A 5,626-nucleotide genomic window follows, 5' to 3' on the forward strand; every position below is an offset into this window, starting at 1 on the left:
GGCACGGTTTTGGTGGTGAATGCGGACCGATCTTTAAAAATTAACAGCCGATAAGTGTGGGCGCTTGATGGCGGACGCGATGGTGGATCTTTCGGGATCTGCTGATAAGCGAAAGTATCAAGTCTCACACAGTAATGAAAGGAAGGTTTGACCGTCGCGAGACGGTTGGATCATTCGTCAGTACGTTGAGTGAGCGACCGGTTGGTAAAACAACCGAAAACAGTAACAGGTATTGAACTGAAGAGTTTGATCCTGGCTCAGATTGAACGCTGGCGGCATGCCTTACACATGCAAGTCGGACGGCAGCACGGGAGCAATCCTGGTGGCGAGTGGCGAACGGGTGAGTAATACATCGGAACGTGTCCTGGAGTGGGGGATAGCCCGGCGAAAGCCGGATTAATACCGCATACGCTCTACGGAGGAAAGGGGGGGATCTTAGGACCTCTCGCTCAAGGGGCGGCCGATGGCAGATTAGCTAGTTGGTGGGGTAAAGGCCTACCAAGGCGACGATCTGTAGCTGGTCTGAGAGGACGACCAGCCACACTGGGACTGAGACACGGCCCAGACTCCTACGGGAGGCAGCAGTGGGGAATTTTGGACAATGGGCGCAAGCCTGATCCAGCAATGCCGCGTGTGTGAAGAAGGCCTTCGGGTTGTAAAGCACTTTTGTCCGGAAAGAAAACCTCTGCCCTAATACGGCGGGGGGATGACGGTACCGGAAGAATAAGCACCGGCTAACTACGTGCCAGCAGCCGCGGTAATACGTAGGGTGCAAGCGTTAATCGGAATTACTGGGCGTAAAGCGTGCGCAGGCGGTTCGTTAAGACAGATGTGAAATCCCCGGGCTTAACCTGGGAACTGCATTTGTGACTGGCGGGCTAGAGTATGGCAGAGGGGGGTAGAATTCCACGTGTAGCAGTGAAATGCGTAGAGATGTGGAGGAATACCGATGGCGAAGGCAGCCCCCTGGGCCAATACTGACGCTCATGCACGAAAGCGTGGGGAGCAAACAGGATTAGATACCCTGGTAGTCCACGCCCTAAACGATGTCAACTAGTTGTTGGGGATTCATTTCCTTAGTAACGTAGCTAACGCGTGAAGTTGACCGCCTGGGGAGTACGGTCGCAAGATTAAAACTCAAAGGAATTGACGGGGACCCGCACAAGCGGTGGATGATGTGGATTAATTCGATGCAACGCGAAAAACCTTACCTACCCTTGACATGGACGGAACCTGGCTGAAAGGCTGGGGTGCTCGAAAGAGAACCGTCGCACAGGTGCTGCATGGCTGTCGTCAGCTCGTGTCGTGAGATGTTGGGTTAAGTCCCGCAACGAGCGCAACCCTTGTCCCTAGTTGCTACGCAAGAGCACTCTAGGGAGACTGCCGGTGACAAACCGGAGGAAGGTGGGGATGACGTCAAGTCCTCATGGCCCTTATGGGTAGGGCTTCACACGTCATACAATGGTCGGAACAGAGGGCTGCCAACCCGTGAGGGGGAGCTAATCCCAGAAAACCGATCGTAGTCCGGATCGCAGTCTGCAACTCGACTGCGTGAAGCTGGAATCGCTAGTAATCGCGGATCAGCATGCCGCGGTGAATACGTTCCCGGGTCTTGTACACACCGCCCGTCACACCATGGGAGTGGGTTTTACCAGAAGTGGCTAGTCTAACCGCAAGGAGGACGGTCACCACGGTAGGATTCATGACTGGGGTGAAGTCGTAACAAGGTAGCCGTATCGGAAGGTGCGGCTGGATCACCTCCTTTCTCGAGCTGACGTGTTCAACGTTGAGCGCTCACGCTTATCGGCTGTAAATTTAGACAGACTCAGGGGTCTGTAGCTCAGTCGGTTAGAGCACCGTCTTGATAAGGCGGGGGTCGATGGTTCGAATCCATCCAGACCCACCAAAGTCTTGTCTGGTGAGCTGGCCGTCTAAAACCTCTGGGGCATCGGCATGACTGGGGGATTAGCTCAGCTGGGAGAGCACCTGCTTTGCAAGCAGGGGGTCGTCGGTTCGATCCCGTCATCCTCCACCAATCTTCAATGCGCAGGGTTCTGTGTGCGAGTGGCACAGAGCGTTACGCATTGGCGATTGAGCCAGTCAGAGTGATATGAAGCAGAGCTTTATATCGGCTGTCGTTCTTTAACAATCAGGAAGAAGTAGTAAAGAGATTCACGAAAGGCACTTAGAGATGGGTGTCCGAGTAGGTGAATCAGGGTTGTGATTGTATCAATGTATGAAAAGGGGAATCGAAAGATTGCTCTTGGAATACGGCGCAACACGAATACTCAACCTGTAGCGATACGTTGAAGTCCTGGCATTCCCTGTGAATGTCCCTGTCCCCTTCGGGGATGGGACCAGAGTAAGTGCTAAAGCACTAACGCTGGATCGACAGAGACACACTCGTTATAGGGTCAAGCGAACAAGTGCATGTGGTGGATGCCTTGGCGATCACAGGCGATGAAGGACGCGGTAGCCTGCGAAAAGCGGAGGGGAGCTGGCAAACGAGCTTTGATCCTCCGATATCCGAATGGGGAAACCCGGCCCGTATGGGTCATCCATGACTGAATACATAGGTCATGTGAAGCGAACGCGGTGAACTGAAACATCTAAGTAACCGCAGGAAAAGAAATCAACCGAGATTCCCAGAGTAGTGGCGAGCGAAATGGGACCAGCCTGTACTCTTTATTCTTATTGTTAGTCGAAAGCTCTGGAAAGTGCTGCCATAGCAGGTGATAGCCCTGTAGACGAAAACAGTTTGAAAGAACTAGGTGTACGACAAGTAGGGCGGGACACGTGAAATCCTGTCTGAAGATGGGGGGACCATCCTCCAAGGCTAAATACTCGTGATCGACCGATAGTGAACCAGTACCGTGAGGGAAAGGCGAAAAGAACCCCGGGAGGGGAGTGAAATAGATCCTGAAACCGCATGCATACAAACAGTCGGAGCCTTCGCAAGGGGGTGACGGCGTACCTTTTGTATAATGGGTCAGCGACTTACATTCAGTGGCAAGCTTAACCGATTAGGGCAGGCGTAGCGAAAGCGAGTCCGAACAGGGCGTTCAGTCGCTGGGTGTAGACCCGAAACCAGGTGATCTATCCATGGCCAGGATGAAGGTGCGGTAACACGTACTGGAGGTCCGAACCCACTAACGTTGAAAAGTTAGGGGATGAGCTGTGGATAGGGGTGAAAGGCTAAACAAACCTGGAAATAGCTGGTTCTCTCCGAAAACTATTTAGGTAGTGCCTCGTGTATCACCTTCGGGGGTAGAGCACTGTCATGGTTGTGGGGTCCATTGCGGATTACTACGCCATAGCAAACTCCGAATACCGAAGAGTGCAATCACGGGAGACAGACATCGGGTGCTAACGTCCGGTGTCAAGAGGGAAACAACCCAGACCGCCAGCTAAGGTCCCCAAATATTGCTAAGTGGGAAACGAAGTGGGAAGGCTAAAACAGTCAGGAGGTTGGCTTAGAAGCAGCCATCCTTTAAAGAAAGCGTAATAGCTCACTGATCGAGTCGTCCTGCGCGGAAGATGTAACGGGGCTAAGCAATATACCGAAGCTGCGGATGCACATTTATGTGCATGGTAGGAGAGCGTTCCGTAAGCCTGCGAAGGTGCATTGAAAAGTGTGCTGGAGGTATCGGAAGTGCGAATGCTGACATGAGTAGCGATAAAGGGGGTGAAAGGCCCCCTCGCCGTAAGCCCAAGGTTTCCTACGCAACGTTCATCGGCGTAGGGTGAGTCGGCCCCTAAGGCGAGGCAGAAATGCGTAGCTGATGGGAAGCAGGTTAATATTCCTGCACCATTGTTAAATGCGATGGGGGGACGGATCGCGGAAGGTTGTCCGGGTGTTGGAAGTCCCGGTCCTTGCATTGGAGAAGGCGCTTAGGCAAATCCGGGCGCGGAATTCAAGGGTGCGAGGCCATTCACTTCGGTGAAGAAGCAATCGGAAGTGGTTCCAAGAAAAGCCTCTAAGCTTCAGTTTAACAAGACCGTACCGCAAACCGACACAGGTGGGCGAGATGAGTATTCTAAGGCGCTTGAGAGAACTCGGGAGAAGGAACTCGGCAAATTGGTACCGTAACTTCGGGATAAGGTACGCCCCTGTAGCTTGATGCCCCTGCGGGCAAAGGGTGAAGGGGTTGCAATAAACTGGTGGCTGCGACTGTTTAATAAAAACACAGCACTCTGCAAACACGAAAGTGGACGTATAGGGTGTGACGCCTGCCCGGTGCCGGAAGATTAAATGATGGGGTGCAAGCTCTTGATTGAAGTCCCGGTAAACGGCGGCCGTAACTATAACGGTCCTAAGGTAGCGAAATTCCTTGTCGGGTAAGTTCCGACCTGCACGAATGGCGTAACGATGGCCACACTGTCTCCTCCCGAGACTCAGCGAAGTTGAAGTGTTTGTGATGATGCAATCTCCCCGCGGCTAGACGGAAAGACCCCATGAACCTTTACTGTAGCTTTGCATTGGACTTTGAACCGATCTGTGTAGGATAGGTGGGAGGCTATGAAGCGTGGACGCCAGTCTGCGTGGAGCCGTCCTTGAAATACCACCCTGGTTTGTTTGAGGTTCTAACCTTGGCCCGTGATCCGGGTCGGGGACAGTGCATGGTAGGCAGTTTGACTGGGGCGGTCTCCTCCCAAAGTGTAACGGAGGAGTACGAAGGTACGCTAGGTACGGTCGGAAATCGTGCTGATAGTGCAATGGCATAAGCGTGCTTAACTGCGAGACCGACAAGTCGAGCAGGTGCGAAAGCAGGTCATAGTGATCCGGTGGTTCTGTATGGAAGGGCCATCGCTCAACGGATAAAAGGTACTCTGGGGATAACAGGCTGATACCGCCCAAGAGTTCATATCGACGGCGGTGTTTGGCACCTCGATGTCGGCTCATCTCATCCTGGGGCTGTAGCCGGTCCCAAGGGTATGGCTGTTCGCCATTTAAAGAGGTACGTGAGCTGGGTTTAAAACGTCGTGAGACAGTTTGGTCCCTATCTGCCGTGGGCGTTGGATATTTGAAGGGGGCTGCTCCTAGTACGAGAGGACCGGAGTGGACGAACCTCTGGTGTACCGGTTGTCACGCCAGTGGCATCGCCGGGTAGCTATGTTCGGAAGAGATAACCGCTGAAAGCATCTAAGCGGGAAACTCGCCTTAAGATGAGATATCCCCGGGGCTTCGAGCCCCTTGAAGGGTCGTTCAAGACCAGGACGTTGATAGGTCAGGTGTGGAAGCGCAGTAATGCGTTAAGCTAACTGATACTAATTGCCCGTAAGGCTTGATCCTATAACAAGTGTGTCTCAGGGTTCACACAGAACCCCGCGCACGGTTGAGTGATCCGTGTTGTGCCAGAAACAGCACAGCCCAAAGTAACACCGGGAGGCATCCTCCCAGCTACTTCTTCCAGATTGGTTGTATTGCCCACAGCGGCCATACAGCAACAAGTCATGCCTGATGACCATAGCGTGTCGGTACCACCCCTTCCCATCCCGAACAGGACCGTGAAACGACTCCACGCCGATGATAGTGCGGATTGCCCGTGTGAAAGTAGGTAATCGTCAGGCTCCCCAGCAGCATCCGAAACCCCACCCCAAAAGTGGGGTTTCGGCGTTTACGGCG

2 tRNA genes and 3 rRNA genes are annotated in these 5,626 nt (G+C 53.3%); all 5 read left to right on the forward strand.

Going from position 1 to position 5,626, the window contains the following annotated elements:
* Nucleotides 1-234 precede the first annotated feature (234 nt).
* The 5 genes from LPA36_RS29275 to rrf all read left to right on the forward strand — a co-directional run bounded on the left by LPA36_RS29275 (nucleotide 235) and on the right by rrf (nucleotide 5,571).
* Nucleotides 235-1,765: ribosomal RNA gene (locus LPA36_RS29275) — 16S ribosomal RNA — on the forward strand.
* Nucleotides 1,766-1,829: 64 nt separating this feature from the next.
* Nucleotides 1,830-1,906 (forward strand) — tRNA-Ile (locus LPA36_RS29280).
* Nucleotides 1,907-1,959: 53 nt separating this feature from the next.
* Nucleotides 1,960-2,035: transfer RNA gene (locus LPA36_RS29285), tRNA-Ala, on the forward strand.
* Nucleotides 2,036-2,412: 377 nt separating this feature from the next.
* A 23S ribosomal RNA gene (locus LPA36_RS29290) occupies nucleotides 2,413-5,293 on the forward strand.
* Between the two features lie 164 nt (nucleotides 5,294-5,457).
* Nucleotides 5,458-5,571: ribosomal RNA gene (gene rrf / locus LPA36_RS29295) — 5S ribosomal RNA — on the forward strand.
* Together the 16S, 23S and 5S rRNA genes with 2 tRNA genes alongside form the textbook arrangement of a ribosomal RNA operon.
* Nucleotides 5,572-5,626 lie beyond the last annotated feature (55 nt).

This window comes from Paraburkholderia saeva, from assembly GCF_907164555.1.
Taxonomy (GTDB): Bacteria; Pseudomonadota; Gammaproteobacteria; order Burkholderiales; family Burkholderiaceae; genus Paraburkholderia; species Paraburkholderia saeva.